Annotated in this window: 31 protein-coding genes and 1 tRNA gene; 29 read left to right on the forward strand and 3 right to left on the reverse strand. The window is 66.6% G+C overall.

Annotation, left to right across the window (positions count from 1 at the left end):
• Positions 1–123: 123 nt before the first annotated feature.
• The 28 genes from aspS to ACILRJ_RS16755 all read left to right on the forward strand — a co-directional run bounded on the left by aspS (position 124) and on the right by ACILRJ_RS16755 (position 21,162).
• Positions 124–1,890 (forward strand): aspartate--tRNA ligase, encoded by a 1,767-nt coding sequence (aspS, locus tag ACILRJ_RS16620; RefSeq protein WP_395684326.1) that lies wholly within the window; start codon positions 124–126, stop codon positions 1,888–1,890.
• Positions 1,887–2,597, forward strand: coding sequence for an esterase/lipase family protein (locus ACILRJ_RS16625; protein WP_395684327.1), 711 nt, complete (start codon positions 1,887–1,889; stop codon positions 2,595–2,597). Before aspS ends, ACILRJ_RS16625 begins: the two co-directional genes overlap by 4 nt.
• Positions 2,598–2,720: 123 nt before the next feature.
• The gene (ruvC, locus tag ACILRJ_RS16630; protein ID WP_395684390.1) at positions 2,721–3,239 is read left to right on the forward strand and encodes a crossover junction endodeoxyribonuclease RuvC; all 519 of its coding nucleotides are present in this window, start codon (positions 2,721–2,723) and stop codon (positions 3,237–3,239) included.
• Positions 3,236–3,829 carry a Holliday junction branch migration protein RuvA gene (ruvA, locus tag ACILRJ_RS16635; RefSeq protein WP_395684328.1) on the forward strand — a complete coding sequence of 198 codons (594 nt, stop codon included), beginning with the start codon at positions 3,236–3,238 and terminating at the stop codon, positions 3,827–3,829. Before ruvC ends, ruvA begins: the two co-directional genes overlap by 4 nt.
• Positions 3,830–3,844: 15 nt before the next feature.
• Entirely contained in the window at positions 3,845–5,728 is a 1,884-nt protein-coding gene (locus ACILRJ_RS16640; RefSeq protein ID WP_395684329.1) for a potassium transporter Kup, read from the forward strand.
• Positions 5,729–5,941: 213 nt separating this feature from the next.
• Positions 5,942–6,988, forward strand: a complete 1,047-nt coding sequence (gene ruvB / locus ACILRJ_RS16645; protein WP_395684330.1) for a Holliday junction branch migration DNA helicase RuvB — start codon at positions 5,942–5,944, stop codon at positions 6,986–6,988.
• Positions 6,989–6,992: 4 nt separating this feature from the next.
• On the forward strand, positions 6,993–7,433 hold the full coding sequence (gene ybgC, locus ACILRJ_RS16650) for a tol-pal system-associated acyl-CoA thioesterase (protein WP_395684331.1): 441 nt from the start codon (positions 6,993–6,995) through the stop codon (positions 7,431–7,433).
• Complete coding sequence (tolQ, locus tag ACILRJ_RS16655) at positions 7,430–8,113, forward strand: protein TolQ (RefSeq protein ID WP_395684332.1); 684 nt, start codon at positions 7,430–7,432, stop codon at positions 8,111–8,113. The genes ybgC and tolQ overlap by 4 nt, the downstream gene beginning before the upstream one ends.
• Before the next feature lie 37 nt (positions 8,114–8,150).
• A complete protein-coding gene (gene tolR, locus ACILRJ_RS16660; protein WP_395684333.1) occupies positions 8,151–8,591 on the forward strand; it encodes a protein TolR in 441 nt (146 codons plus the stop codon).
• Positions 8,592–8,595: 4 nt separating this feature from the next.
• Positions 8,596–9,501 carry a cell envelope integrity protein TolA gene (gene tolA, locus ACILRJ_RS16665; protein WP_395684334.1) on the forward strand — a complete coding sequence of 302 codons (906 nt, stop codon included), beginning with the start codon at positions 8,596–8,598 and terminating at the stop codon, positions 9,499–9,501.
• Positions 9,502–9,545: 44 nt separating this feature from the next.
• Positions 9,546–9,881: a cell envelope integrity protein TolA gene (locus tag ACILRJ_RS16670; protein ID WP_395684335.1), complete on the forward strand. Its 336-nt coding sequence runs from the start codon at positions 9,546–9,548 to the stop codon at positions 9,879–9,881.
• Between the two features lie 17 nt (positions 9,882–9,898).
• Positions 9,899–11,197, forward strand: a complete 1,299-nt coding sequence (gene tolB, locus ACILRJ_RS16675; protein WP_395684391.1) for a Tol-Pal system beta propeller repeat protein TolB — start codon at positions 9,899–9,901, stop codon at positions 11,195–11,197.
• A gap of 99 nt (positions 11,198–11,296) precedes the next feature.
• Positions 11,297–11,803: a peptidoglycan-associated lipoprotein Pal gene (gene pal / locus ACILRJ_RS16680; RefSeq protein WP_395684336.1), complete on the forward strand. Its 507-nt coding sequence runs from the start codon at positions 11,297–11,299 to the stop codon at positions 11,801–11,803.
• Between the two features lie 5 nt (positions 11,804–11,808).
• Positions 11,809–12,720 (forward strand): tol-pal system protein YbgF, encoded by a 912-nt coding sequence (ybgF, locus tag ACILRJ_RS16685; protein WP_395684337.1) that lies wholly within the window; start codon positions 11,809–11,811, stop codon positions 12,718–12,720.
• Between the two features lie 7 nt (positions 12,721–12,727).
• Positions 12,728–13,432 carry a 7-carboxy-7-deazaguanine synthase QueE gene (queE, locus tag ACILRJ_RS16690; RefSeq protein ID WP_395684338.1) on the forward strand — a complete coding sequence of 235 codons (705 nt, stop codon included), beginning with the start codon at positions 12,728–12,730 and terminating at the stop codon, positions 13,430–13,432.
• 1,009 nt (positions 13,433–14,441) lie between these two features.
• Positions 14,442–15,122 carry a 7-cyano-7-deazaguanine synthase QueC gene (gene queC, locus ACILRJ_RS16695; RefSeq protein ID WP_395684339.1) on the forward strand — a complete coding sequence of 227 codons (681 nt, stop codon included), beginning with the start codon at positions 14,442–14,444 and terminating at the stop codon, positions 15,120–15,122.
• A 66-nt stretch (positions 15,123–15,188) separates the two neighbouring features.
• Positions 15,189–15,263, forward strand: a tRNA-Lys gene (locus ACILRJ_RS16700).
• Positions 15,264–15,365: 102 nt separating this feature from the next.
• The gene (locus ACILRJ_RS16705) at positions 15,366–16,427 is read left to right on the forward strand and encodes a tyrosine-type recombinase/integrase (protein WP_395684340.1); all 1,062 of its coding nucleotides are present in this window, start codon (positions 15,366–15,368) and stop codon (positions 16,425–16,427) included.
• The gene (locus ACILRJ_RS16710; RefSeq protein WP_395684341.1) at positions 16,424–16,804 is read left to right on the forward strand and encodes a hypothetical protein; all 381 of its coding nucleotides are present in this window, start codon (positions 16,424–16,426) and stop codon (positions 16,802–16,804) included. Before ACILRJ_RS16705 ends, ACILRJ_RS16710 begins: the two co-directional genes overlap by 4 nt.
• 168 nt (positions 16,805–16,972) lie before the next feature.
• Positions 16,973–17,104 carry a hypothetical protein gene (locus tag ACILRJ_RS16715; protein WP_395684342.1) on the forward strand — a complete coding sequence of 44 codons (132 nt, stop codon included), beginning with the start codon at positions 16,973–16,975 and terminating at the stop codon, positions 17,102–17,104.
• Positions 17,101–17,460, forward strand: a complete 360-nt coding sequence (locus tag ACILRJ_RS16720; RefSeq protein ID WP_395684343.1) for a hypothetical protein — start codon at positions 17,101–17,103, stop codon at positions 17,458–17,460. The genes ACILRJ_RS16715 and ACILRJ_RS16720 overlap by 4 nt, the downstream gene beginning before the upstream one ends.
• Positions 17,457–17,894 (forward strand): hypothetical protein, encoded by a 438-nt coding sequence (locus ACILRJ_RS16725; protein WP_395684344.1) that lies wholly within the window; start codon positions 17,457–17,459, stop codon positions 17,892–17,894. The genes ACILRJ_RS16720 and ACILRJ_RS16725 overlap by 4 nt, the downstream gene beginning before the upstream one ends.
• The gene (locus ACILRJ_RS16730) at positions 17,891–19,246 is read left to right on the forward strand and encodes an AAA family ATPase (protein WP_395684345.1); all 1,356 of its coding nucleotides are present in this window, start codon (positions 17,891–17,893) and stop codon (positions 19,244–19,246) included. The genes ACILRJ_RS16725 and ACILRJ_RS16730 overlap by 4 nt, the downstream gene beginning before the upstream one ends.
• Before the next feature lie 26 nt (positions 19,247–19,272).
• Complete coding sequence (locus ACILRJ_RS16735; RefSeq protein WP_395684346.1) at positions 19,273–19,698, forward strand: DUF5681 domain-containing protein; 426 nt, start codon at positions 19,273–19,275, stop codon at positions 19,696–19,698.
• A complete protein-coding gene (locus tag ACILRJ_RS16740) occupies positions 19,688–19,885 on the forward strand; it encodes a hypothetical protein (protein ID WP_395684347.1) in 198 nt (65 codons plus the stop codon). The genes ACILRJ_RS16735 and ACILRJ_RS16740 overlap by 11 nt, the downstream gene beginning before the upstream one ends.
• Positions 19,882–20,082, forward strand: a complete 201-nt coding sequence (locus ACILRJ_RS16745; RefSeq protein ID WP_395684348.1) for a hypothetical protein — start codon at positions 19,882–19,884, stop codon at positions 20,080–20,082. The genes ACILRJ_RS16740 and ACILRJ_RS16745 overlap by 4 nt, the downstream gene beginning before the upstream one ends.
• Before the next feature lie 52 nt (positions 20,083–20,134).
• Positions 20,135–20,857: a hypothetical protein gene (locus tag ACILRJ_RS16750; protein ID WP_395684349.1), complete on the forward strand. Its 723-nt coding sequence runs from the start codon at positions 20,135–20,137 to the stop codon at positions 20,855–20,857.
• Positions 20,858–20,994: 137 nt separating this feature from the next.
• Complete coding sequence (locus tag ACILRJ_RS16755; protein ID WP_395684350.1) at positions 20,995–21,162, forward strand: hypothetical protein; 168 nt, start codon at positions 20,995–20,997, stop codon at positions 21,160–21,162.
• Positions 21,163–21,771: 609 nt separating this feature from the next.
• Here the strand turns inward: ACILRJ_RS16755 and ACILRJ_RS16760 are convergent.
• From ACILRJ_RS16760 to ACILRJ_RS16770, 3 genes are all read right to left on the reverse strand, one after another.
• Positions 21,772–22,422 carry a hypothetical protein gene (locus ACILRJ_RS16760; RefSeq protein ID WP_395684351.1) on the reverse strand — a complete coding sequence of 217 codons (651 nt, stop codon included), beginning with the start codon at positions 22,420–22,422 and terminating at the stop codon, positions 21,772–21,774.
• A gap of 416 nt (positions 22,423–22,838) precedes the next feature.
• A complete protein-coding gene (locus ACILRJ_RS16765) occupies positions 22,839–23,117 on the reverse strand; it encodes a hypothetical protein (protein ID WP_395684352.1) in 279 nt (92 codons plus the stop codon).
• Positions 23,118–23,687: 570 nt separating this feature from the next.
• Positions 23,688–24,137 (reverse strand): hypothetical protein, encoded by a 450-nt coding sequence (locus ACILRJ_RS16770; protein ID WP_395684353.1) that lies wholly within the window; start codon positions 24,135–24,137, stop codon positions 23,688–23,690.
• Between the two features lie 169 nt (positions 24,138–24,306).
• Between ACILRJ_RS16770 and ACILRJ_RS16775 the strand changes: the two genes are divergently transcribed.
• A complete protein-coding gene (locus ACILRJ_RS16775) occupies positions 24,307–24,909 on the forward strand; it encodes an HD domain-containing protein (RefSeq protein WP_395684392.1) in 603 nt (200 codons plus the stop codon).
• The last annotated feature ends 123 nt before the right edge of the window (positions 24,910–25,032 follow it).

Genomic DNA, 25,032 nt, shown 5'->3' on the forward strand with positions numbered 1-25,032 from the left:
GTTTGATGTTGCGGCTCCGCGAGGGCGTCGGATGGGCGCGCCGCTTCGCCGCATTGCGGTGCAGCAGTTTCCTCCGTAGCATTCCGCGCCTTGTTCGCGCCGAACGGCACCCGACGGAATTCCATGCGTACCCATTACTGCGGACTTGTCGACGAGGCCCTGATCGGCCAGGCCATCACCCTGTGCGGTTGGGCCGACGTCGCCCGCAATCTCGGCGGGCTTTGCTTCATCGACCTGCGTGATCACGAAGGCATCGTGCAGGTGGTGGTCGAGCCGTCGGATGCGGCCGGGAATGCGGGCGTGGTCGCCGCGGCCGCCGCGGTCGGCTACGAGGACTGCCTGCGCGTGACCGGCGTCGTGCGCAAGCGCCAGTCGGTCAACGACAAGATCCGGACCGGCCAGGTCGAAGTCGTCGCGACGAAGATCGAGCTGCTCAACAAGGCCGAGGCGCTTCCGTTCCACGCGCACGAGAATCCGGGCGAGGACATCCGCCTCAAGTACCGCTACCTCGACCTGCGCACGCCGGACATGCAGCGCAAGATGCGCACGCGCATCAAGCTCGTCCAGGCGCTGCGCCGCTGGCTCGACGCGCGCGGCTTCCAGGACATCGAGACGCCGATCCTGACCAAGGCGACGCCCGAAGGCGCGCGCGATTTCCTCGTGCCGGCGCGCATGCATCCGGGCGAGTTCTACGCGCTGCCGCAGTCGCCGCAGCTGTTCAAGCAGATCCTCATGATGGCGGGCTTCGACCGCTACTACCAGATCGCGCGCTGCTTCCGCGACGAAGCGTTGCGCGCCGATCGCCAGCTCGAGTTCACCCAGCTCGACATGGAATTCGCGTGGGTGTCCGAGCGCGACGTGCAGGACACGGTCGAGGAAATGATCCGCGTCGTGTTCCGCGAAGTCATCGACGTCGAGCTCGCGGGAGCGTTCCCGCGCATGACGTACGCGGAAGCGATGCGCCGCTACGGTTCGGACAAGCCGGACCTGCGCATCGCGCTGGAACTGGTCGATGTCGCCGAGCAGGTGAAGGGCTGCAAGTTCAAGGTGTTCACCGATGCGGCGAATGACGCCGGCGGCCGCGTCGCCGCGCTGTGCATCCCCGGTGGCGCCGAGCTGTCGCGCAAGCAGATCGACGAATACGCCGCGCATGCCGCCAAGTACGGCGCCAAGGGCCTGGCCTACGCGAAGATCGACGACGCGGGCGCGGTCACCTCGCCGATCGGCAAGTTCTTCGCGGAAGACGCGTTTGCCGCGCTGCTCACGCGCGTCGGCGCCGGCAACGGCGATATCGTGTTCTTCGGTGCCGGTGCCTGGAACAAGGTCAGCGACTTCATGGGCGCGGTGCGCCTGAAGGCCGGCAAGGATTTCAACCTCGTCGCCGCCGGCTGGGCGCCGCTGTGGGTCACCGACTTTCCGATGTTCGAATGGGACGACGAGGAAAAGCGCTACGTCGCCCTGCATCACCCGTTCACCGCGCCCGCGGTCGACGACGAAGCGGACCTGCGCGCGAACGCGAAGATCGCTGTCTCGCGCGGCTACGACATGGTGCTCAACGGCAACGAGATCGGCGGCGGTTCGATCCGCATCCATCGTTCGTCGATGCAGTCGGCGGTGTTCGAGCTGCTCGGCATCGGCGCCGAAGAAGCGCAGGCCAAGTTCGGCTTCCTGCTCGACGCCCTCAAGTACGGCGCGCCGCCGCACGGTGGCATCGCGTTCGGCATCGACCGCATCGCGGCACTGATGGCCGGCACCGAATCGATCCGCGACGTGATCGCGTTCCCGAAGACCACTTCGGCGCAGTGCCTCATGACCGGTGCGCCGTCGCCGGTGCCGGAGGCGCAGCTCGCCGAGGTCCACATCCGCATCGCGGAGCGCAAGGCCGAATGAGTCGCGTCGGCGCGCGCAGCCGCAACGAAGCGCCGCGCCGGCAGCGCTCGCGCGACGACGGCGGGCGCGCGCCCGTGCGCGACCACGTGATCCTGCTGCACGGCATCTGGATGCGCGGCATCACGTTGTTGCCGCTGGCACGCCGCCTGCGCCAATCCGGTTGCACGGTCGAGACGATCGACTACGCCAGCGTGTTCCGCGGCATCGACCCGGCGGTCGAAAAGCTGCGCGCGCGCATGCGTTCGTACGACGGTGGCAACGTGCACCTGGTCGGCCACAGCCTCGGCTCGCTGGTCGCGCTGGAGGCCACGCGTGGCATGCGCGACCTGCCCAAGGGCCGCATCGTCTGCATCGGTCCGCCGCTGCGCGGCAGTGCGGTGGCGCGCGCGCTGACCTCGTTTCCCGGCGGTCGCCTGCTGCTCGGCCACAGCGCCGAGCCGCTCGTCACCGGCGTCGACCCGTGGAAGGGCTCGCGCGGCGTCGGCGTCATCGCCGGGCGCCTGCCGTTCGGCCTCGGCGTCACGCTCGGGCCGTTGCAGGCCCCGCATGACGGTACCGTTTCGGTGGAGGAGACGCAGTTGCCCGGCATCGCCGATCATCGAACGGTGGCCGCCTCGCACACCGGCCTGCTGTTCTCCTCCGAAGTCGCCGAACTCACGATCGCATTCCTGCGCGACGGCCGCTTCGTGCCGCCCGCGCGCGGCTGATTGCCGACCACCATGGCGCGACCCATCGCGAACATCGCTGCCGCTGCGCGTACCATCGGGAACGCGACGACGGGCACGCCTGTGACGAATCACCCATCAACCATCCCCGATCGCGGCTCCGCGGTGCGCATCATCGGCATCGATCCCGGCAGCCGCTGCACCGGCGTCGGCATCATCGACGTCGATGCCGCCGGCCGCTCCACGCACGTGTTCCACGCTGCGCTGAAGGTGGTCGAGGACGATCAGTTCGCCGATCGCCTGAAGCGCATCTTCGACGGCATCGGCGTGATCGTCGCCGACTACGCGCCGCAGGAAGCCGCGATCGAACGCGTGTTCATGGCGCGCAATCCCGATTCGGCACTCAAGCTCGGCCAGGCGCGTGGCGCGGCGATCTGCGCGCTGGTCAGTCGTGGCGTCGGCGTGCACGAATACGCCGCGCGCGAGGTCAAGCAGGCGGTCGTCGGCACGGGTTCGGGCGACAAGAACCAGGTCCAGCACATGATCGGGCTGCTGTTGCAGTTGACCGGAAAGCTGCAGGCGGACGCCGCCGATGCGCTCGCGATCGCGCTCGCACACGCGCATACGCGCTCGAGCCTGCAACGCGTCGGGATCGCGCGTGGCGCGTGGAGGCGGCGGCGATGATCGGTCGTCTCCGCGGCGCCCTCGTCGCCAAGCAGCCGCCGTGGATCGTGCTCGACGTCGGCGGGGTCGGCTACGAGCTGGAAGTGCCGATGTCGACCTTCTACGACCTGCCCGAACTCGGCCGCGAGGTCGCGCTGTGCACGCACTATGCAGTCAAGGAAGACACCGTCGCGCTGTACGGATTCCTGCGCGAGGGCGAGCGCGCGCTGTTCCGCGCGCTGCAGAAGGTCAGCGGCGTCGGCGCGAAGATTTCGCTGGCGGTGCTGTCCGGCGTCAGCGTCGACGAATTCGCGCGCCTCATCCAGGGCGGCGACCTCGCCGCCCTGACGCGCATTCCCGGCATCGGCAAGAAGACCGCCGAGCGCATGCTGGTGGAATTGCGCGACCGCGTCGACGGACTCGGCAGCGGCGTTCCGGCGGCGATCGGTGGCGCTGCCGGCCCGGTGGATCCGGTGGCCGAGGCGGGCATCGCGCTGCAGACACTCGGTTACAAGCCCGCTGAAGTTTCGCGCCTCGTGCGCGAGGCGGCCGCGCCCGGCGATCGTGCCGAAGAGATCATCCGCAAGGCGCTCAAGGCAGCGCTGCGCTGAGGAGAGAATCGAGTGATGAGCCAGGACAGCGGCGGCGACACGAAGGCGCGCATGCGCGCGATGGTGCTCGGCGCGATCGGGGTCGTCTACGGCGACATCGGCACCAGCCCGCTGTACACGATCAAGCAGACGTTCGGCGAGCACGGCGCGCCGCCGACGGTGGCGAACGTGCTCGGCGTGCTGTCGTGCATCTTCTGGTCGCTGGTGCTGGTGGTGTCGGTCAAGTACGCCGGCTTCATCATGCGCGCCGACAACAAGGGCGAGGGCGGCATCATGGCGCTGACCGCGCTGGCCCAGCGCAGCGTGCGTTCGAGCCAGCGTGCGCGCTGGTGGATCGTCGTGCTCGGCCTGTTCGGCGCGGCGCTGTTCTTCGGCGACGGCGTGATCACGCCGGCGATCTCCGTGCTCGGTGCGGTCGAGGGCATGGAGGTGCTCGCGCCCGGTCTCGCGCACTGGGTGGTGCCGCTGTCGGCACTGATCATCGTCGGCCTGTTCGCATTCCAGAACCGCGGCACCGGCAAGGTCGGCGCGGTGTTCGCGCCGATCATGATCGTCTGGTTCCTCACGCTCGCCGTGCTCGGCGTGTGGCACGTTGCGCAGAATCCCGGCGTGCTGCGCGCGCTGTCGCCGTACTACGCGATCGACTTCTTCGTGCATGCGCGCTGGACCGCGTTCTTCGCGCTCGGCTCGGTCATCCTCGCGATCACCGGTGCCGAGGCGCTGTACGCGGACATGGGGCACTTCGGCAAGAAGCCGATCCGCTGGTCGTGGTTCGGCTTCGTGCTGCCGGCGCTCGTGCTCAACTACTTCGGCCAGGGCGCGCTGCTGATCGCCGATCCGAAGGCCGCCGAGAACCCGTTGTTCCTGATGGTGCCGCCGATGCTGCTGGTGCCGATGCTGCTGCTCGCGACGATGGCCGCGGTGATCGCCTCGCAGGCGGTGATTTCCGGCGCGTTTTCGGTCACGCGCGAGGCGATCCAGCTCGGCTTCCTGCCGCGCATGCAGGTCAAGCACACCTCGCACGAGCAGATGGGGCAGATCTACCTGCCGTGGATCAACCGCATGCTGCTCGTGCTGACCCTCGCGGTCGTGGTCGGCTTCCGCTCCTCCGACAACCTCGGCGCGGCGTACGGCATCGCGGTGGTCGGCACGATGACGATCGACTCGATCCTCGTGATGATCGTGTTCCGTCGCATGTGGAACTGGAGCCGCGTGAAGGTGGGCGTGGTCGGCGCACTGTTCCTGTTCGTCGATCTCGCGTTCCTCACCGCCAACGCGGACAAGGTCGAGCACGGCGGCTGGTTCCCGCTCGTGCTCGGCAGCGTGATCTTCATCCTGATGGCGACCTGGCGGCGCGGACGCGAACTGGTCCTGCGCGAGATCCGCCATGGGGGTCTGGCGCTGGAGCCGTTCATTTCCTCGATCGTCGCGCATCCGCCGCTGCGCGTGCCGGGAACCGCCGTGTTCCTGACTGCCAGCCAGGAAGGCGTGCCGCACGCACTGCTGCACAACCTCAAGCACAACAAGGTGCTGCACGAGCGCAACGTGATGCTCACGGTGGAGACGGTGGATACGCCGATCGCCGAGAACGACGAGCGGGTCGAGGTCGAACCGCTCGGCGACGAGTTCTACCGCGTGACCCTGCGGTTCGGCTTCGCCGAGGATCCGGACGTGCCGAACATGCTCGAAACCGTCACCGTCTGCGGCACGCCGTTCGACATGATGGACACCACGTTCTTCCTCAGCCGCGAGAGCATCGTCGCCACCGACCGTCCCGGCATGGCGCTTTGGCGCGACAAGCTGTTCGCCTTCATGTCGCGCAACGCGATCCCGGCGACCGCGTTCTTCCAGATCCCGGGCAATCGCCTGATCGAGCTGGGTACGCAGGTGGAGATCTAGGGACGGGGGGCTAGGGGCTAGGGGCCAGGGGCCAGGGGCTCGCGCGGCCGGCGGCGATTAATCCTGTTCGTTCATGCGCTGTATGGATTTGTGCGCCTTCACGAGTGCATAACCCCTCATAATCGCGCCCCAGCGCTAGCCTCCACAGCCCCTATCCCCTAGCCCTCGCCCCTCGCCCCTAGCCCCTATCCCCTAGCCCCTAGCCCCCCAAGCATGACCGACCGCATCACCTCCGCCAGCGCCAGCCGCGAAGACGATCTCGTCGAGGCGACGATCCGTCCGCAGCGGCTCGCCGAATACCTCGGCCAGCCGGTCGTGCGCGAGCAGCTTGGCATCTACATCGAGGCGGCGAAGCGGCGCAGCGAGGCGCTCGACCACGTGCTGATCTTCGGGCCGCCGGGACTGGGCAAGACCACCCTGTCGCACGTGATCGCGAACGAGCTCGGCGTGAACCTGCGCTCGACCTCGGGCCCGGTGCTCGAGCGCCCCGGCGATCTCGCCGCGCTGCTGACCAACCTGCAACCTCGCGACGTGCTGTTCGTCGACGAGATCCACCGCCTCTCGCCGATCGTCGAGGAAGTGCTGTATCCGGCGCTCGAGGATTTCCAGATCGACATCATGATCGGCGAAGGCCCGGCCGCGCGCTCGATCAAGCTCGACCTGCCGCCGTTCACGCTGATCGGCGCGACCACCCGTGCGGGCCTGCTCACCGCGCCGCTGCGCGACCGCTTCGGCATCGTGCAGCGGCTGGAGTTCTACAGCCCGCTGGAACTGACCGCGATCGTGCGCCGCGCCGCGAAGATCCTCGGCATCGCCTGCGACCCGGACGGTGCCGCCGAAATCGCCTGCCGCGCGCGCGGCACGCCGCGCATCGCGAACCGCCTGCTGCGGCGCGTGCGCGACTACGCCGAAGTGAAGGCGAACGGCACCATCACGCGCGAAATCGCCAGCGCCGCGCTGGAGATGCTGAAGGTCGATGCCGAAGGCTTCGACGCGCTCGACCGCCGCCTCATGACCACGATCATCGAGAACTTCGACGGCGGCCCGGTCGGGGTCGAATCGCTGGCCGCGGCGATCAGCGAGGAACGCGGCACCATCGAGGACGTGCTCGAACCGTTCCTGATCCAGCAGGGTTTCCTGGTGCGGACCGCGCGCGGGCGCATGATCACGTCGAAATGCTGGCGCCATTTCGGCCTCGCGCCGCCGCGCCGCGTCGTGCCGGCCGACTTGTTCGAAGGCGATCCGGAGCCGAAGGCGTGATGTCGTGACGGCCGCCCGGATACCGACCACCGGGCTCCAACCCGCATTTGCGTGGCCCTGCCGCGTGTACTGGGAGGACACGGACGCGGGCGGAGTCGTTTATCATGCGCGCTACCTGCACTTCCTCGAGCGCGCACGGAGCGAGTGGTTCCGCTCCCTCGGCATCGTCCAGCAGCACCTGCGCGAGGTCGACGGCATCGTCTTCGTCGTGCATCGCATGCAGCTCGCGTTCAACGCGCCGGCGCGCCTGGATGACCTGCTGAGCGCGACGGTGGCGATCGAAAACCTGCGCAGTGCGAGTTTCAGCGTGCGCCAGCAACTGCTGCGCGAACCCGAACCGGCCGCGCTGGTCGAAGCACACGTGCGGATCGCCTGTGTCGACGCGGCGCGTTTCCGGCCCTGTCCCATCCCGAATCACCTGCTCCAGGAAATCACCCCTGCATGAACTCGGAACTCAATGTCCTCGGCCTGATCCTCGGTGCCAGCCTGCCGGTCAAGCTCGTACTCGGCATCCTGATCGGCTTCTCGATCGCATCGTGGTTCATCATCTTCCGCAAGAAGGCGCTGATCGACCGCGCCAACGCGAGCGCCGACGAGTTCGAGGAGCGCTTCTGGTCCGGCGCCGACCTCGCCGGCCTGTTCAAGGACATCACCGGCGCCGGCGAGCGCATCACCGGCAGCGGCGCGATCTTCGAAGCCGGCTTCCGCGAATTCGCACGCCTGCGCCAGCGTCGCGGCGTCGATTCGCGCGCGCTGCTCGAAGGTGCGCAGCGCGCGATGCGGGTCGCCTCCACGCGCGAAGTCGACCGCCTCGAACACAACCTCGAATTCCTCGCCAACGTCGGCTCGATCAGCCCCTACGTCGGCCTGTTCGGCACCGTGTGGGGCATCATGATCGCGTTCCAGGGCCTCGCCAACGTCAAGGAAGCGACCATTGCGATGGTCGCGCCCGGCATCTCCGAGGCGCTCATCGCGACCGCGATGGGCCTGTTCGCGGCGATCCCGGCGGTGTGGGCCTACAACCGCTACTCGACCCGCCTCGAGCGCATCAGCATGCGCTACGACACCTTCGTCGAGGAGTTCTCCTCAATCCTCGCGCGCCAGGCGCACGTGGACGACGCCTGAACCCCGCGGACGCCCGCATTGCGTTGGAACCCCCTGCATGCAGAACCTGAAATCCCGCAAGCGCCGCAAGCTCAAGGCCGAGATCAACGTCGTGCCGTACATCGACGTCATGCTCGTGCTGCTGATCATCTTCATGGTGACGGCACCGCTGCTCAATCTCGGTGTCGACATCCAGTTGCCGCAATCGGCGGCGAAGGCGATCCAGAACGACAAGGAGCCGGCGGTCGTCAGCGTCGACGAGCAGGGGCAGTTGTCCCTGACCCTCGGCGCTTCGCAGCGCGAGCCGATCGACGCCGACACGCTGGTCAAGAAGATTTCAGCGTTCGTCCGGGAAAATCCGCAGGTACCGGTGCTGGTGGCGGGTGACCAGCGGGCGGACTACGGCAAGATCTACCAGGCGATGGTGTTGTTGCAGTCGGCGGGCGTACCGAAGGTCGGTTTGATGAGCCAGCCGGTGCAGGCGGACAAGGTCCACTGACCGGATGGAAAAGTTCAGCGACAAGCTGCGTGCATTCGCGCTGGCGATGGCGCTGCACGTGGCATGCATCCTCGCCCTGCTGGTCGGCTTGTGGTGGACGCACGAATCGCGGCCGGTGAGCATGCCGGGGCCGGTGATCGAGGCGACCCTGATCGGGCCGACGGCCGCGCCGAAGGCGCGTGCGGGAGCGCAGAAGCCGACGCCGGCGAAACCGGAGCCACCCAAGCCCGAGCCGCCAAAGCCCGAGCCTCCCAAGCCGCAGTCGCAGCCGGAACCGCCCAAGCCCGAAACGCAGACGCCGAACGAACTGCAACGCCAGAACCAGGTCGACCAGGAACGCGTCGCCGCGCTCGCGCAGGAAAAGGCCGAGCAGGAAAAGCGCGAGCAGGAAGAGAAGGTCCGCCAGAAGCAGGTCGAACTCGACGAAAAGCAGCGCAAGCTGCGCGAGGAGCAGCAGAAGCAGCTCGCCGACATCAGGAAGCAGCGCGAGGACGCCGAGAAGAAGGTGAAGCAGGCAAGCGACGCGCTGGCGCAGATGGAAGACCGCAACCAGAAGGCTGCCGCGCAGGCGCAGCCGGAAGCCGAGCACGAAGCGGAACAGGCGACCACCGGCGCCGGCGGCCAGGACAACGACCTCACCGCGCGATACGCGGCGGCGATCCAGGCCGCGGTGACGAACAACTGGAACCGGCCGGACAATGCGTCAGCGGGGCTGCGCTGCGTGCTGAACATCGCGCAGATCCCCGGTGGCGACGTGATCAGCGTGACGATCGGCTCGCCGTGCAATGCCGATCCGGTCACCCGCACCTCGATCGAGCAGGCGGTGATGAAAGCCGCGCCGCTGCCGTACCAGAGCTACGAGAAGGTGTTCCAGCGCAATATCAAGTTCACCTTCAGGTTCGATGGGTAGGATGTGCATGTCGCAGGGAAGCGTGATCGATTCGCGCAGTTGGCGTGGCCGCACTCGCCGCGGCGATGGCTGCGCGCGCAGCGACCGATGATGCCTTGTTCGCGCGCTACGCCGCGGCGATCCAGGCGGCGGTGATGCAAAACTGGAGCCGACCGGACGGCGCGGCGCCAGGCTTGTCCTGCGTGCTGCAGGTCGAGCAGATCCCGGGCGGCGAGGTGATCAAGGTGCAGAACGGTTCGCCGTGCAATGCCGATCCGGCCACGCGCACCTCGATCGAACAGGCGGTGATGAAGGCATCTCCGCTGCCGTACCAGGGCTACGAAAAAGTGTTCCAGCGCACCATCCAGTTCAATTTCCGATACGACGGGCAGGGCCGATGACGAATTTCGCGGGATTCATGGGTAGGGTGGCGTTGCTCCTCGCCGGCGTCTGCGGACTCGGCACGGCGCACGCCCAGCTGGACATCGACATCGTCAACGGCAACGCCTCGGCACTGCCGATCGCGGTCGTGCCGTTCGGCTTCGACGGCGCCAGCGTGCCGCCCGAATCCAATCCCGGCGAGATCGTGCGCGCCGACCTCGCGCGCTCCGGCCAGTTCCGCACCCTGCCGAAGAACGACATCGTCGAGTTCCCGACCCGCCAGAACGAGGTCAAGTTCGCGACCTGGCGCCTGCTCAAGCAGGACTGGCTCGTGGTCGGGCGCATGAGCGACGTCGATGGCGGCGCATTGCGCGTCGAGTGGGAACTGTTCGACGTGGCCAGCCAGAAGGTGCACGCGAGCGGCAGCATCAGCGGCCAGCGCAGCGGCCTGCGCGACATCGCGCACCAGGTCGCCGACGCGGTCTACGAGAAGATCCTCGGCGTGCGCGGCGCGTTCTGGACGCGCATCGCCTACATCACGGCGACCGGCACGCCGCCGAAGAACATGTCGTACGCACTCATGGTCGCCGACTCCGACGGCTACAACCCGCAGGTCGTGGTGCGCTCGCGCGAGGCGCTGCTGTCGCCGGCGTGGTCGCAGGACGGCAAGCGCCTCGCCTACGTGTCGTTCGAAAGCGGCAACTCGGCGATCTACGTTCAGGACCTCGGCACCGGCGCGCGCCAGGTCGTGTCGAGCAGCCGCGGCATCAACAGTGCGCCGGCGTTCTCGCCGGACGGCAACCGCCTCGCGGTCAGCCTGTCCAAGGGCGGCAATCCGGACATCTACATCCTCGACCTCGCCAGCCGCCAGACCACCCAGGTCACGCGCCATTTCGCGATCGACACCGAGCCGCGCTGGGCGCCCGACGGCCAGACCCTGTATTTCACCTCCGACCGCTCCGGCAAGCCGCAGATCTACCAGGTCTCGCCGAGCGGCGGCGAACCGTCGCGGGTGACGTTCGCCGGCCAGTACAACGCCACGCCGAGCGTCGTCGATGCGAAGGGCATCAAGCTTGCAATGGTGCAGGGCAGCGGAAACGTGTATCGTATTGCCGTCCTCGACCGAGCGACCAGTCAAAACACCCTGGTTTCGCCCGGCAGCCAGGATGAAGCCCCGAGTTTCGCTCCGAACGGAAGCATGCTGCTGTACGCCGCCAGCGAAGGCATCCGCGGCGTGCTGTATGCAGCGTCGGCCGATGGAAGGGTACGTCAGCGTCTGGGTCTTGCCGAAGGGGATGTGCGCGAACCCGCCTGGGGACCCTACCGGCAACGTTGATGCCGGCGGCAGTGGGCAGTCCGCGCAGCCGCTTTTCGAGTCAGCCAGTCTTCAACATAAACCGCGTTCAATCTATTGCCCGTTCAGAAGGGAAACATCATGAACAACACCATCCGTATCGTATTCTCGATCCTTCTCGTTGCCGGCGTTGCGGCCTGCAAGAAGAAGCAGGTGAAGCAGACGCCGCCGGTCGAAACCACGTCGACCGAAACGCGCGCGACCGACACCACCGGCCGCTACACGCGTGACAGCCTCGACACCGATTCGTGCCTGCGCCAGCGCGTCGTGTACTTCGACCTCGACAAGACCGAGATCAAGTCGGAGTTCCAGGCGCAGATCGCCTGCCACGCCGAGTACCTCAAGCAGTTCCCGGATGCGCGCGTGACGCTGGAAGGCAATGCCGACGAGCGCGGTTCGCGCGAGTACAACCTCGGCCTCGGCGAGCGTCGTGGCAACGCGGTGCAGGGCGCGCTCAGCGGCGCCGGCGCTTCGTCCAGCCAGCTCAACGTGACCAGCTACGGCGAAGAGCGCCCGGTTTGCCGTCAGCACGACGAGTCGTGCTGGTCGAAGAACCGTCGCGTCGAGATCGTCTACACCGCGAAGTAAGAAGAATGGCGCACTGGAAGTCGAGTGCGATCGCAACGGCGGCCTTCACGGCCGCCGTTGTCGTGTTCGCAGGACCCGTCCGGGCGCAGCAGCGCCTGTCGCTGGCCGAGCGCATCGAGCGCCTCGAACAGCAGGCGAACGGGCAGGGCAACGGCGCCGTCGATCTGGTCAACCAGAACCAGGCGCTGCAGTCGCAGGTGCAGGCGTTGCAGGGCCAGGTCGAGGAGCTCAAGCATGCGCTCGACGAGGCGAGGCAGCGCAGCAAGGATCAGTACACCGATCTCGATTCGCGCATCGGCCGTCTTGAAGGCCATGGCGCGGGTACCGCGCCGCCGCCACCCGCAAGCCGTCCCGCGCCGACGGAGCAGCCGCCCGACGTCGATCTCGGCAATCCGGCCGCCACTCCCGCGCCGCCGCCCGCACGCAATGTCGGTGCATTGACGCCTGAGGATCGCGCCGCGATCGTCGCCGGCGATGTCGCGCCGCCCGTGCCGGTGAAGGAAGCCGCGCCTGCGCAGATTGACCCGGCCGCGGAAGGCTCGACCTACAACGATGCGTTCGCCGCGCTCAAGGATGGCCGCTACGCCGAATCGGCCAAGCGCTTCCAGACCTTCATCGAGCAGTACCCGAACAGCGACCTCACCGGCAACGCGTACTACTGGCTCGGCGAGTCGTACTACGTGACGCAGAACTACAAGATCGCGCAGCAATCGTTCCAGACCCTGCTGCAGCGCTACCCGAACAGCCAGAAGGCGCCGGACGCGCTGCTCAAGGTCGGCTACAGCCAGTACGAGCAGAAGCAGTGGGACCAGGCCGAAGCGACGCTCAACGAAGTCGTGCAGAAATATCCCGACACGACCGTCGCGCGCCTAGCGCAAGGGCGCCTGCGCGCCCTGCAGACGGAAACCCGTCACTGAGCACGTCATGACGACCGTCGCCGCCCGCGGCGTCGCGGCCGGCGACGCCGCCATCGATCCCGCGCAGTCGCCCGAGCGCCTGCGCATCACCGAGATCTTCCATTCGCTGCAGGGCGAAGCCGACGCCGTCGGCTGGCCGACCGTGTTCGTGCGCCTCACCGGCTGCCCGCTGCGCTGCACCTGGTGCGACACGACGTATTCGTTCCACGGCGGCGAATGGCGCACGATCGACGCCGTGCTCGAAGAAGTCGCCAGTCACGGCGCGCGCCATGTCTGCGTCACCGGCGGCGAGCCGCTGTCGCAGAAGCGCTGCCTCGCGCTGCTCGCGCGCCTGTGCGACGCCGGTTACGAAGTCTCGCTCGAGACCTCCGGCGCGATCGACGTCGGCGACGTCGACCTGCGCGTGCGCAAGGTGGTCGACCTCAAGGCCCCCGGTTCCGGCGAAGTCGAACGCAATCTCTGGTCCAACGTCGAACACCTGTTGCCGCACGACCAGGTCAAGGCGGTCATCGCCGACCGCGCCGACTACGACTGGGCCGTCGCGCGCGTGCGCGAACACGCACTCGACACGCGCTGCCAGGTGCTGTTCTCGCCGGTCCACGGCCAGCTCGCGCCGCGCGAACTCGCCGAATGGATCCTCGCCGACCGCCTGCCGGTGCGCATGCAGATGCAACTGCACAAGCTGCTGTGGGGCGAGGAGCCGGGGCATTGAATGTGTCACCTCTCCCGCTTGCGGGAGAGGTCGCGCCGAAGGCGCGGGTGAGGGGTTCGGAGCAGGCACGCAATTGTCGGAGCGGCGCAAGCCGCGACGCTTTGAAGCCCTCCCCTTCAAGGGGAGGGTTGGATGGGGATCGTGGTGCTTGGGTGTGACGCACTGACGCCACACCATCCCCACGGTTCGACCACTCCGTTCGCTCTGAGCGCAGCGCCGAAGGCGCGAAGTCGAAGAGCACAGGATGCGAGGGATTGCGGTGTTTCGACCACTCCGTTCGCTCTGAGCGCAGGGAAGGCGGGGAGCCGAGAAAATTCCGTTCGCTCTGAGCGCAGCGCCGAAGGCGCGAAGTCGAAGAGCACAGGATGCGAGGGATTGCGGTGTTTCGACCACTCCGTTCGCTCTGAGCGCAGCGCCGAAGGCGCGAAGTCGAAGAGCACAGGATGCGAGGGATCGCGGTGTTTCGACCACTCCGTTCGCTCTGAGCGCAGCGCCGAAGGCGCGAAGTCGAAGAGCACAGGATGCGAGAGAATCCGGTGTTTCGACTTCGCGGAACTTCATTCCGCTGCGCTCAACACGAACGGTTCGACCACAGGATGCGAGAGAATCCGGTGTTTCGACTCCGCGGAACTGCGTTCCGCTACGCTCAACACGAACGGTTCGACCACTCCGTTCGCTCTGAGCAGCGCCGAAGGCGCGAAGTCGAAGAGCACAGGATGCGAGGGATTGCGGTGTTTCGACTCCGCGGAACTTCGTTCTGCTGCGCTCAACACGAACGGTTCGACCACAGGATGCGAGAGAATCCGGTGTTTCGACTCCGCGGAACTTCGTTCTGCTGCGCTCAACACGAACGGTTCGACCACAGGATGCGAGAGAATCCGGTGTTTCGACTCCGCGGAACTTCGTTCTACTGCGCTCAACACGAACGGCTTGACGGCAGGAGCGACTTCAGTCGTGATGCCTGGCGACAGCGATACGGGCATGAAGCCCGGCAATGAGGGAATCAGTGATGGGCAATGAACACAACCGCGCCGTCGTGCTCGTCTCCGGCGGCATGGATTCGGCGGTGACGCTCGCGATGGCCCGCGCACGCGGCCACGACTGCTATGCGCTCAGCGTCGACTACGGGCAGCGCCATTCCTCGGAGCTGGCCGCCGCGCGCAACGTCGCGCTCGCGCTTGGCGCCATCGAACACAAGACCGTGCACGTCGACCTGCGCAGCATCGGCGGATCCGCGCTCACCGCCGACGACATCGCCGTCCCCGACGACGGCGGCAGCGGCATCCCGGTCACCTACGTGCCCGCGCGCAACACCATCATGCTGTCGGTCGCGCTCGGCTGGGCCGAAGTGCTCGGCGCGCGCGACATCTGGTGCGGCGTCAACGCGGTCGACTACTCCGGCTATCCCGATTGCCGACCCGCGTTCATCGAAGCCTTCGGCAAGCTCGCCAACGTCGCCACCAAGGCCGGCGTCGAAGGCGCGCACCTCACCGTCCACGCGCCGCTGCTCGACATGGGCAAGGCCGACATCGTGCGCGCCGGCATCGCGCTCGGTATCGACTTCGGCAGCACCGTGTCCTGCTACCAGGCCGACCCCGAGGGCCGCGCCTGCGGCCACTGCGACGCCTGCCGCCTGCGCGCCGACGGCTTCCGCAACGCCGGCGTGCCCGACCCCACGCGCTACCGCTGAGGCGCCGGGGCAGGTAGAATTCGCGGCCCTTCGCGTGTCGCGTCTGTGGCGCGACAGCAGCTTTCCGGGCCGTTAGCTCAGCGGTAGAGCAGTGGACTTTTAATCCATTGGTCGATGGTTCGATCCCATCACGGCCCACCAATTAAATCAACGATTTGGGCCCTATCCGCCTGCGCTGATTTGCTTCGCAGGGACACTACAGGGACAATCCTCCTCCACAATCGGCAATTGTTGGGGTGGACCGTGGCGACTATCGAGAAACGGACCCGCGACAGTGGGACCATGTACCGGGTCAAGATTCGCCTGCGCGGGTACCCGCCTGCCGACGCGACGTTCGACCGCATCACCGATGCGAAGCGATGGGCAGCCGAGACTGAGACCGCCATCCGCGCCGGTCGCTGGTTTCAGCACGTCGAGGCGAAGCGCAACACGCTTGCCGACCTGATCGACCGATACATTGCCGAGTACCTGCCAACTGCAGGCCTGCGGTCGACTGCACCCCGCATCGCGCACCTGAATGTCTGGCGTGCCGAGTTGGGCAAGCTCACGCTTGCCGAGGTGACACCCGCGCGCATCGTCGCGGCGCGCAGCAAGCTCTTGAACACGACGACCAAGCGGCGCCGGGCCATGACGCCCGCCACGGCGAACCGTTACATCGCCAGCTTGCGGCATTGCCTCAACATCGGTGTGCGCGAGTTCCAATTGATCGACGACAACCCTACGCGCAAGGTGCGCCAGTTCACCGAGCCGCGCGGCCGCGTCCGCTTCCTTTCGGATGCCGAGCGCGACGCGCTGCTGCGCGAGTGCAAGGCGCACAGCGAGGCGCTGCATACCGTGATAGTGCTCGCGCTCGCTACGGGCGCTCGTCGAGGTGAATTGCTCGGGCTGCGCTGGCCGGACGTTGACCTACAACGCGACCGCCTGACCTTCCATGCCACGAAGAATGGCGAGCGTCGCAGCGTGCCGTTGGCTGCATTCGCTGCGGAGCGCGTGCGCGCGTTCGCCAAGGTGCGCCGCTTGGATTGCGACCTTGTGTTCCCCGGCAACAACGCGCACCCGCTGGTTATCGACAAGATGTTCAACGACGCGACGGCGCGCGCACGGATCGAGGGCTTTCGCTTCCATGACCTTCGCCACACGGCGGCGTCGTGGCTGGCAATGAGCGGGGCGACGCTTGCCGAGATTGCCGAAGTGCTCGGGCACAAGACGCTGGCGATGGTGAAGCGGTACGCGCACCTGACCGAAGGGCACACGCGCGGCGTGGTCGAGCGGATGAATCAGGCGAAGCTCGGAGGAGGAGTATGACGACCGGCAAGCTCGCGGGCGACGACGCGCGGCGCATGCTTCGGGCGGTCGCGCAGGCGCTTGTGGATGGGGACGTGCGCGCACTCCGCGGCAATGATCGAAACTTGGCGGTATGCGTCTTGCGCGCGCTTGCGGATGGCGACGACCCAACAGTGTTTTGGGACCGTGGTGCGCTTGCGGACACGCAGCGCAGGGCGGTCAGAGCCGTCCTGCGGCATGCCGCCGCAGCGACCTCATGGAGTCAGGCCTACAAGCTCGCCGCCGACGAGTTGCGAATGGACAGCCGCCCGGTCAAGGAGCATTGGCTCGCATGGCGCAAGGACTCTTGGCCGACTGGCATGCCGCTGCCGATCCTGAAAAGCAAGACGCCCAAGTAGGGAAGTTGCGCGTCCTGACCGCCACCGGATAGCTGCATAGATTGACGACCCACAGGCCCGCACAACGCGTGGCAAAAGAGGGTCGCAATCGTGGAGAGTGGACAATTCTCGACCGTCGAGCAGTTCGCGCAAAAGTTCCCTGCATTCACGCCGGCAAGCCTGCGATGGATGCTGTTCAACCGCGAAACAAACGGGCTTGATACCGCCGTCGTCCAGATTGGGCGGCGCATCCTGATCGACGAGCAAGCATTCGTGGCGTGGCTGCGCGAGCATCGCGGCAGCGCAAAGGCCGCCGCATGACCGACCACAAACGACAACGCCCGCACGAGGCGGGCGTCGAAGCTGCTGGCAGGCAGTGCGAGCACGGTGGCAACGGGTCGCGGGCGAATTATACCTCGTGCCGGTCCGGATGGCTAGAAGGCCATATCATGCCAACGCCGCGGCACAGCGCAGACGAGTATCAGCACGCCGTGTGCAGCGCGGTTCGGCTGGCGCGCTTCGGCGGCACGGATGCGGGCCTGACCCGCGCCCGTATCGCCATCCTGCGCCTTCGCCGCGCCTACGATGTGATCCCCGGCTGGGCGGACGCCTGCGACGAGCTGCTGCGGTTGCTCGCCGAGCGGCGCCGGGTCGCGGTCAGGAAGCGCGTGGCATGAACGCCGTTGACACTCTGCTGTGCCGGCTCAACAACGCGCGGGCACACGGTCCGAACGGCTGGCGTGCCGACTGTCCGAACGGCCATTCCTCACGCGGCACGCTATCGATCGGCGAGGGCGACGACGGCCGCGTGCTGCTCCGTTGCTTCGCAGGATGCAGTGCTGCCGAGGTAATGGGCGCGGTCGGACTGACCCTGGCCGACCTGTTCCCTGAACCCGTGCGCGAGTCTGGTCCGTTGGCGCGCGCGCAACGCCGCGAAGCGATGCGGCAAGCCGCATGGGCGGCGGCGCTGGCCGTGCTCGCACGCGAGGCCGTCGTGATCCATGTCGCTGCCGAAGCGATGGCGCGAGGCGAGCCGATCGCGGCCGGAGACGCCGAGCGCGTGCGCATTGCAGCCGAGCGGATACAGGACGCGCGCGAGGCGCTGGCATGACCTACCTCGACGAACTGCCGCGAAGCATTCGCGAGATCGACGAGGCGAGCGACCGCGACCTGGAGCGGCTGAATCGTTCGCTTACGCGCAGGCGCGGCGAGCGTGCCGAAGCGAGTCCGACGCCGCTTGTGCCCGTCGAGGTCGGCGACCTTGCGACCGCCGCGGTCGAGCCGCCGCAATTCGTCGTCGCGTCAGTCATCCCGCGCGGTCATGTGACCCTGCTTGGCGGGCACGGTGGAACTGGCAAGAGTTCGCTTGCACTCGCGATTGCGGCGAGCATTGCGGCCGGAGTGACGTGGGCGGGCCTGAGCGTCGCGCAGGGGCGCGCGCTGTTCGTGACGCTTGAAGACCCCGGCGCGCTGGTGCGTTGGCGCCTGCGCGCGATCTGCGAAGCCTACGAGCTGGACGTCGGCACGGTCGCACGGAATCTGCTGATCTTCGATGGCACCGAGGCCGACGCCTGCGCGCTCGCGCACGAGGCATTCGTCGACGGCCGCACCGTGCTGGAACCCAGCGCGAGCATGCGCCAGCTACGCGATGCAGCGTCCGGCGCCGCGTTGGTCGTTGTCGACAACGCAAGCGACGCCTTCGACGGCAACGAGAACGATCGCCGGCAAGTGCGCACGTTCGTCCGCGCGCTCGCGAAGATCGGACGCGACAACGGGGCAGCTGTCCTGCTGCTCGCGCATATCGACAAGCAAGCGGCACGGCATGGATCGCACGGGAACACGTTCAGCGGCTCGACCGCATGGCACAACTCGGCGCGCAGTCGCTTGGCGCTGGTCGAAGCGGATGGCGCGATCGAGCTGCGACACGAAAAGGCGAATCTGTGCCGAAAAGCGGACCCGATCGGTTTCCGCTTCAACGATGCCGGCGTGCTACTCCCGTTCGGCAGCGGCGCGCCGAGCGAGGGCGCTGGGCTGGTAGCTGCCGGCGACGCTGCGGCCGTGCTGGTCGCGTTGCAGGCGGCGCATGCAAGCGGCGACTCCGTGAACGCGTCGCGGACCGGCCCCAGCAATGGGCACGTCGCCTTGTCAGCATTCGGCCTGCCGGAAAATCTACTCGGCGGCAGCGGGCGCGCCCGGTTCTGGCGAGCGGTCTGCGCGCTACTGGCCGATGGCCGCGCGACGGTCGAGCTGGTGCGCACTGACCAGCGAAATGTGCGCCGCCGCATTGTCCCTGCGTCAGTTCGTCAATCCCCCGCACCCCCTAAGGAACCGACGCACTCCGTGCGCGTCGGTCCCGGTTTCGCGTCAGTTTGCGAATCGACGAAGAACCGACGAACTAACGCGCGCAAACGATGCGAGCGCTGCCGCGGCGAAGGCTGCGCGTGGTGCAGCGATGCGACCTGATCCAAGCAATTCCAGAGCAACCCGACATGACGAAAAAGCAAAAGGGTTTCCAGCCCGGAGCAAGCGGCAATCCGAAAGGACGGCCACGTGGCATCCCCGACCGACGCAATGCCCTGCGCGATGCGCTCGGCGCCGACCTGCCCGCGATCGTGCGCAAGCTGGTCGAGGCGGCGAAGGCTGGCGACGTGGCCGCTGCGTCGCTGATCTTGTCGCGTTGCCTGCCGCCGCTGCGGCCATCGCGCGAACTGCTCGAGGTGCCGGGCATCGCGACCGGCGCGACCGCAACAGAGATCGCGCAGGCGCTTGTGACTGCTGCTGCTCGCGGCGAGCTGCCGAGCGATGCAGCTGCCGAGCTGGTCGCCGCGCTCGGTGCGGTCGCCCGGCTGCGCGAAGTCGACGAACTGGCCGCGCGTTTGTCGGCCTTGGAAGGGGAGCGCCGCAATGAATCGTGACCTGCGCCGGCGACTGGCCGCGCTTGAAGCCCGACCCCGCGCGTCCGAGTTCCTGAAGGTCGACGGCTTGCGCGTCGTCGGCGCTGGGTTGTACGTGCCGCTGCCGATGGCGGCCGACGCATGGGAACGCCTTGCACGCGACTCGCAAGCCGAATTGACCGAACTGGAACAGAGGATCGACGCATGACCATCCGCACCCGCCTGGAACGGCTCGAAGCGCAGCGCGACGGCGACGGCGTCGTGATCCGCGCGCAGCGACCGAACGAGACGCACGCCGAGGCATTGGAGCGGGTGCGTGCCCGCTACAGCGAACGCGCCCGGCTCACGCTGCCGCCACCCGGCGACGGCGACGACTTCGCCAAGCACGTAGACGAATTCGTGTGATGTGACCGCAGCCGCGCGGATCGCGGCGAGAAAACATTCGAGGGCAACAACGATGGACCACAACGAAAACTTTGCCGTGACGATCGCAGCGGATGGCGCACGCGCGCAACGGGGCGAGGATGGCCGTGTCGACGCGATCGTGCTCACTGAGGGCCGCGCCATTGCTTGGCGCGCGCCCATTGGTGCGGAACCCGGCACGCGCGAGTACGACTTGGCCGCGCGACTGGTGCGGTCGGCGACGAAAGCGGCCGGCGAGATTGACCGCATCCGCGCTGATCCCGACCGATCCGACGCATGGAAGGACGCCGAAGCGGAGCGCGTCGCCGCGCGCGTAGGGGCCGAATTCGCCAGTGCCAGGTCCGAAGCGGATAGGCATGTCGCCGAGTTCGAGGCGCGCGACGCGCAGGAAGCCGTCGCGCCGCCGCTGGCCGCTGGCGACCATGCTGCCGCGCTGGTCGATCACGAGTGCAGAATGTGGCTGCGCGGGCTCGACCGTGATGCGCTGGTGAAGCTCGCGACCGAGCTGACCGACCCGCGTCATGCGCGCCTGCTCGCCGCGATGATGCGCAGTCCTGTCCCGCTGCCCGGAATGCTCGGGCCGGTCGCGTCGGCCGCTTGGCTCGACGTGCAGGCCAAGGCCGACCCGCAAGGCGCGCGCCTACGTCGCCAAGCGACCGAGCGCGTTGGATGGCTGCGCCAAGTCATCGAGCAATCGGCAAACGCACTGCCGAAGCCACGACCGTCGCGCGCGCCGATCGTTCAGCGCGTCGCCTGAGATTTGCCATTCGCCCCGGCGTGAAGTCGGGGCGCTTTTTCTACCGTGCATGGTAGGCCGCGCCCGACGCGCGACCGTAGGTCTCCCGTGCTTTCATGGCATCGCGCCGACGTGGTGCTGAAACGAGGGAACCGACCATGACTACGACCGAAGCTCTGCGCGCAGCGCTCGACTTGCTTGCGTGTGTTGCCGACGCTGCTCCAGCATTCCACCTGCCGGCCGACTTCGACGACGTCTACGACTCTGCCGCGAAGACGCTGATATCAAGCCGTGATGATGGTAGGTTATCCAAACGCGTCGGCTAACGAGTGTGGCAATGGCGACTCCAAAAAACGCAACGCTCCTACCCCCTCTTGAGCGGCTTTGGTTCCTGGCCGTGGCGAACGGCGACTTCGGCCAGTGCGCTCATGCTGCAGATCGCGCTATCGAATTTGAAAAGCAGGGTGATAGGTATTTGGCGCAAGGTCTCTCTGAAGTCGCAATCATCCGATTTGCGCGCCCCTTCTGTCGGTGCGTAGTGCCGCAGGAGCGCGCACCTCGCGCTCCAAGACCACCGCAACTTTCTGCTCGCCTTCCCATCGAATACATGCCCAACATGAAGGGGGCGAAATCTGTCCATGAAGGAGTGATGCGCACGCGGGATAGAATGTATGCGCATAGCGATCTCGAGAACAAGCCAATTCAACTTCGGCGACGTAAGCCAGACCAATCGGAATGGCGCTGGGTTATCGCTAGCAAAGTCCCGCGTGTTGGCGTCGAGAACCTACGAAATCTGGCTCGCATAGCGCGAGCCTTGGAGCTGAAGACCGCAATCGATGTTGCCGAACTTGCAGAGCAGGTCTTGCCGGGTTTCCCAGACGGGAAGGTGGCGACCATAGGCTTCCAACGTGGAAGCGATGCTTAGGTGCGCAAGTTCAATCTATCGGCTTTGATCCGCCCGAGCGGTCATAGGCTGCAATCAGCGCTTGCTCAAAGCTGTCCAATTCTGTGTCGGGGTCTATTGGATACCGATCATTGAAGGCCGCAGCCTGCCAGATGAGCTGATGCGCCCCATTGGCATACCGCTGGAGATTCGCAACTAACCCTCGCAGTGGCTGCAACATCTTGTGGGAGTCCATAGCGACCTCTTCCACTGCCGCGCCCCACGGCGCGAGGGCGCCTTTGAGCTGGGCCAAGCCAGCTACCGTCGACGCGACGAAGCGCGCAGTGTCTCCGTCAAATAGGGTGATCTTGTCGGCGGACTGCTGGAGCAGCGGAAGATTCAATGAGCGAATCATCTGCACTGTGCTGGGCCAATTCAAAGCAGCCAATTCCCGATCTTGTAGGTCTTCGACCGCCTTCAGTCGGCGACGTATTCGGGGCAACGAAACTCTTACGTCCCCAAGCTCCTGGGCTATGTAGATAGCGAAGACTCGCCGAGCATGAGCCCGGTCCTTGGCCCGCCTTCGATCCGATTCGCCCGCAAGGTACAGTGCGACAATAACGGCCGCCAATGCGCCAAGGCCTGAAACCCATGTCGCGACATCGCCCCAGACAATGTTGTTTGGACAGAAAAGGTCTTCCATCTTCCCTCCGATGGTGACGAACGATTTTGCGCGATTTTAGGGTACTCCCTCCTGGGCGCGCGCCAAGCACTTTCTTTCGTTCCGTCGGAGTATTGGTTCGTGGGGACACTCCGGGGACAGTTCGCCCTCACAAGCCGCAACATTGGACGGAAGCCGCCCGCAAGTGGCGCCCTGTTTTCAGGGGCTTTCGTGTTGTGCTGATTTGTGGAATACGGGGAAAACCCGTCTTTTAATCCATTGGTCGATGGTTCGATCCCATCACGGCCCATATCCCCCCAAGGCCACGACGCCACTTCGACATCCGGCGCGTGCCATCGTCCCCACGATGAACGCCGCGTTGCGCTCGTGCCTGCGCAGCGAACGCGTGCAGGCGCGTGCGCAATCAGGCAGCGGAACGCGCCTCCACCGCCGAACGCCTACGCGGCGCGCATCGCCGCGTAACGCGGCCAACGTTGCGGCTGCATCGCCTCGATCGGAAATCGCAGGCGCGCATGCAGCGCACGCTGCTTCCATCCGTCCAGATCGATCCAGACATTCTCGGCCGTGCGACCACCGACCTGCGAGCGCGCGTAGTACACGCGCCCCTCGGCGATGCGATCGACCACCGCACACTGCCACGGCTTCGAGCGGCCATAGCTGAACCAGACGACGTCGCCCGCGCGCGGGTCCCTTCTCGGATCACGGAGTATGTTCATGCGCGCAAGGGTGCGACGCGTGCATCGCAAATCCTGAGACAAAAAAGCCGGGTCTGCAGTGACGCCATCCAGACTTGTTCCCGCGCGGCTTCAAGCGCGAGCGGAGGCGGGAGGACCCGCAGCGGCGCGAGTACGACCGCTCGCTTGCGACTTCGTGCGGCAGCGTTGACGCTTCTGGACGCATGCGAAGCGTCGACGACCCGCATTGCGCGCGGTTGAAGCGGTAGCGATGCGAGTGCGCCCAGCATCGATGCAGCTCCGAGCGCATCCGTCGCGACTTTGGGCGGCATGCCTGCGCCTTGCTCCGGCGCCCTTGCCGCGTCGCGACACCCGTGAAGCGTGGACGACCGATCAGGGAGACGGTTCAAGCGGCAACGATGCCGGTTCGAGCGGCGCGAGTGCGCAATCGAGGCGATGCCGTCGCGTCACTCCCGCCTGCGGGAGCGATCGACGCGTATGGCGTGGTGGATGAAGGGGATTCCGCGAAACAACGATCGCCGAATCGCAGGCAAAAAAAGAAGCCGCATCACTGCGGCCCCGTTTCGACTCAGGAAGATTACGCCAGCGAGGCTAGGCGGCCTTCGCCTCCGGCGTCGTCCGCGGCTTCTTCACGAAGCGCGACCCCAGCGACGCGCGCAGCGCCTCCAGGCCCTGGCCGCGACCGGACAACTTCAGCAGCGAATATCCGCGCAACGCCGCTGCCATCACGTCGCTGCCCAGCGCCACTTCCGTATCCGCAGCCCTCTCCGACAGACGACCCAGGCGCTGCAGGCGCGGACGCAGCACGTCCAGAGCCGCCAGATCCGCCATCGCCCCATCCAGGCCGAGACTCGGATTGACCACCTGCGGATTCTGGGTCAGCAGCGACAACGTCTGGCGGCAGAACGCCTCCGACTTCCCGCCCATTCGCGGCACCGAACGGCGTTGACTCGCCGTCAGTGCCACCTTCTCCGACAGGTTCGTCTCCAGCGCATCCAGCGCCGCATCGACAGCCACCAGCTGGTCGTTCGTGAGGTTCATCGAAACAAGGTTCTGCATGTTGCTCTCTCCCATTTTGAGGACTCTCCCGTCCGAGCCCCGATGGCTCGGATGGGGTGCCGCCGTTGCGGCACGGGAGTATTGGAACCCAAGGCGATCTCAGATCCTGCGACAAGAATGCACAGTAATAATGAGAACCAACGGAGGGGCCATGACCACACTCAGTGACCGCTTCACGCGCGCTGTTGATTACGCCCGCATCGCGCATGCGCGCCAGACCCGCAAGGGCTCCGACATCCCCTACCTCTATCATTTGCTCGGCGTCGCAAGCCTCGTCATCGAATTCGGCGGCAGCGAGGACCAGGCCATCGCCGGACTCCTGCACGACGTCATCGAAGACTGCGGCGCCGCGCACGAGAGCGCGATCCGGCACCAGTTCGGAACTGCCGTCGCCGAGATCGTCGTTGCCTGCACCGACGGCAGTGCAGAACGCAAGGCCGAGCACGAAAGCCCCGAAGAAAAACGCGCCGACTGGACACGACGCAAGAGGCGATACCTCGCGCACCTCGCCGACGCGAGCGACGACGTCCTGCTGGTGTCGTGCTGCGACAAGCTGCACAACGCGCGGGCGATCGTGCAGGACCTGGAGGATCCGCGCGTGGGGTTGGCGGTTTTCGAGCGCTTCACGGGAGGCAGGGAGGGGACACTTTGGTACTACGGGGCATTGAGCAAGGTGTTCTCGGAACGCGGTTCAGCGCCGGCGGAGTGCCTCGCTCGCGTCGTAGGTCGCCTGAATGTGTTGTCGGTCGATTGAGCAGGTGCCGGCATATCGCGACGAGGTCGGGGACAAATCCTTGACCGGCGCCACCGTCTTCCGATTGATGCCGAGGGCAAGCGTGAAGTGCTGATGTCGATCCGTCCAGCGCAAGGGGCGGCA

This window comes from Dokdonella sp., from assembly GCF_044227025.1.
Classification (GTDB): domain Bacteria; phylum Pseudomonadota; class Gammaproteobacteria; order Xanthomonadales; family Rhodanobacteraceae; genus Dokdonella_A.